At 72.2% G+C, this 2,943-nt stretch carries 2 protein-coding genes and 1 pseudogene; 2 read left to right on the top strand and 1 reads right to left on the bottom strand.

Translation table 11 applies throughout. The features are described from left to right. Positions 1-446: pseudogene (locus FV223_RS30775) on the top strand (hypothetical protein); the annotation flags it as partial. Positions 447-516: 70 nt separating this feature from the next. On the opposite strand, the gene FV223_RS24225 reads toward FV223_RS30775, so the two are convergent. Beyond that, the gene (locus FV223_RS24225) at positions 517-855 is read right to left on the bottom strand and encodes a hypothetical protein (protein WP_147729362.1); all 339 of its coding nucleotides are present in this window, start codon (positions 853-855) and stop codon (positions 517-519) included. A 322-nt stretch (positions 856-1,177) separates the two neighbouring features. Between FV223_RS24225 and FV223_RS24220 the strand changes: the two genes are divergently transcribed. Further along, positions 1,178-2,943: PAS domain-containing sensor histidine kinase (locus FV223_RS24220; protein ID WP_147729361.1), on the top strand; the 1,766-nt coding region annotated here is incomplete at its 3' end.

Raw genomic sequence — 2,943 nt, 5'->3', positions numbered from 1 at the left:
ACCTTGGCGGCATGCTGCTCGGCCTCTCGGCCGCCCACGACGTCCCGGGCTTCCTCGCCGCCCTGTCGGACGGGCTCGGGCTTCCGGCGAATTTCCTGCGCAGCGCGCCCGACGCCGGCTCGCGCTACGACCTGCTCACGCTGTGCCTGCGCGCCGCCGACCTCCACGAGGAGGAGGCGGTCTACGTCTTCCTGACCCTCGACGAGGCGGTCTCGCGCTCGGCCGAGCGGGTGTTCGAGCTCGTCCGCCTGTTTCGAACCACCGATCGTCCCGCCGCCCGCGACCTGCTCTCGGCGATCCTCGACCGGCCGCTGCGCGAGCGCACCGGCGCGTCCGACGCCTACCAGCCGCACCATGCGCCGGACACGGGCAAGATCCGGCAGGCTGCGGCCGAGCGGCCGGCGAACCGGACGCCCCTGCCGATGCGGGCTCGGAAGTCGTCCTGAGATCGGCCGCGCCGGCCGCCGGCTGGGGCTCACGCATTCCGCGTCGTCGTATCGTCCAGCACGAACGGCCTCAGCGCCCCTCCGATCCCCGCCACGGAGCCTTGCGATCGGCATCCGCGAGGGTGTCGCGCGAGGCGGCCTGCGGACCGACGTGCCGGCCGAGCTCGGCCATGGCCTCCTGCGCCAGGCGCTGCCGGGACTCCGCCGGCATCGCGCTCCAGGCGGCTGTCGCGGACCCGACCGTGGCGAGCAACGTCGATCCCGTCGCGGGCGCCGGGGACGCCGCTTCGCGCGGACCGGCCATCTCGGGTGCGGACGGAACGCTCGCGCGTGTCCCCGGCTGGTCGCGGGTGGCCGCGAGGTACGACAACGCGCCGATCACCAGGGCGGCTCGCAGCAGGAACGACATGGACGGTGATCCGGGAAGCGTGCGGGTCGAAGACGCCCGAGGGTGGGGCCGTTTTCCTGAATCCAACGTCAACCGATCGCCTAAAAGGCATTCGATGGTGAACGAGCCCCGACGGGGACACCCTGCGCGTAGTCACGGTTACGTTGTGGAAAGCATCCCGGCCATCGCGGGCCGACGCGCAACACTCGTTTAAGCCGGGTCTGCGAGGGTCGGGATCTAGTCGTTCGTCACCGAACCGGGGGGCGCGAAGGCCGAGTATTACCAGGCATGCCGCGTTGTTGGCCGTCCTGGTCTTGGGTCTTGTGCGTTGCGCGTATCTGCCTTGCGTATTCAACACCGGCTGCCCGCGCTGCTCGACGCCCGCCTCGCGAGCTTCGTGCATGAATCGGCGATCGAGGATGCCAGCGTGCGCTTCCGCCACGAGCGCTTCCTCGTGTCGCGCCTCGCCACCGGCGCGGTGATGATGGCCGGCCTGCCGCCCTACCTGCTGTGGCGCGGCGTGCCGTCGGGCATCGAGGTCCTGGCGATCGCCAGCCTGTTCCTGCCCGTGCTCGCCGCCGTCCTGCTCTCGCGCACCGGCTCGCTGTGGATCGCGCACGCCGTCTCGTCGGCCGGCCTCACCGGCCTCGTCGTGTGCCTCGCCAGCCTCACCGGCGGCGTGCAGTCGGCCGCCGCGATCTGGCTCGTGGCGATCCCGCTCGAGGCGGTGGTCTCCGGCTCGAAGCGCGCCACCGTCGCGGCGTCGCTGCTCGCGATGGTCGGCGTCCTCTGCGTGGCGTTCACCGGATCGTGGATCATCACGAGCCCGACCATGGCGCTGTCGGCCTCCGTCGCGATGCCGGTCTTCGCCATCACCGCGATCGGCCACGTCGCCGCGCAGGTGCTGGAGCAGATGCGCAACGAGGGCCAGTGGCGCAAGCGCATGCGGGACAACGAGGCCCGCGACCGGATGCTGCTCGCGGCCATCGACGACCTCGTGACCTGGCACGACGTCAACGGCCGGGTGATCGAGGCGTCGGCCTCGGCCGAGACGCTCGTCGGCACTGATGCGATGCGCCTGCGCGGCCACGGCCTGCTCGAGCGGGTGCACGTGGCCGACCGCCCCGCCTTCCTCCAGGCGATCAGCGATGTCGCGGCTCTGGGCAAGCCGGCGACGGTGCAGCTGCGCCTCAACGTCGACCCGACCGCCCGGCGACAGGACGGCGCGCGGCTGATCCATGTCGAGATGCGCGCCCACCGGATCGCGCAGTCGCCGTCGGGCCCGGTCGGCGTCGTCGCGGTGACCCGCGACGTGACCGAGCATCGCCGCCACGCCGAGGAGCTCGAGCGCGCCCGCGCCGAGGCGGAGCGCGCCGACGAGGTCAAGAGCCGGTTCCTGGCCAACGTCACCCACGAGCTGCGCACGCCCCTGAACGCTATCATTGGCTTCTCCGAGGTCCTGGCCGGCGAAGGCGCGGTCGTGCTCGCACCGGAGCGGGCGCGGGAATATGCCGGCATCATCGGCGCCTCGGGCCAGCACCTGCTCAGCGTCGTCAACACGCTGCTCGACATGAGCCGGATCCAAAGCGGCAACTTCGACTACGCGCCCGAGCTGGTCGACGCGGCGGCGCTGACGCGCAGCTGCTGCGACCTGATGAAGCTCAAGGCCGATGCGGTCGGCGTCGTGCTCGCGCAGGTCGCCGAGCCCGGCCCGATCGAGATCACCGCCGATTCGCGCGCCTGCCGCCAGGTGCTGATCAACCTGATCTCGAACGCGGTGAAGTTCACGCCGGCCGGCGGCCGCGTCGAGGTGGCGCTGCGCCGGACCGCGGCCGGCCTCGACCTGATCGTGTCGGATACCGGCATCGGCATCCGCGAGGCCGACCTGCCGCGACTCGGAACGCCGTTCTTCCAGGCCGGCTCCGGCGGCTACAAGCGCACCCACGAGGGCACCGGCCTCGGCCTCTCGGTGGTGCAGGGCCTCGTCGGCCTGCACGGCGGCACGATCGCGATCGAGAGCGCGCCGGATGCCGGGACCACGGTCACCGTCAGCCTGCCGAGGGCCTGCCGGTCGGCCGAGAGCCCGGTCGGCACCGCGCCGCTCACCGC

It is taken from the genome of Methylobacterium sp. WL116, from assembly GCF_008039455.1.
Classification (GTDB): Bacteria; Pseudomonadota; Alphaproteobacteria; order Rhizobiales; family Beijerinckiaceae; genus Methylobacterium.
The sequence above is the reverse complement of the archived record's forward strand: the minus strand, read 5'-3'. Positions and strand labels throughout refer to the sequence as shown.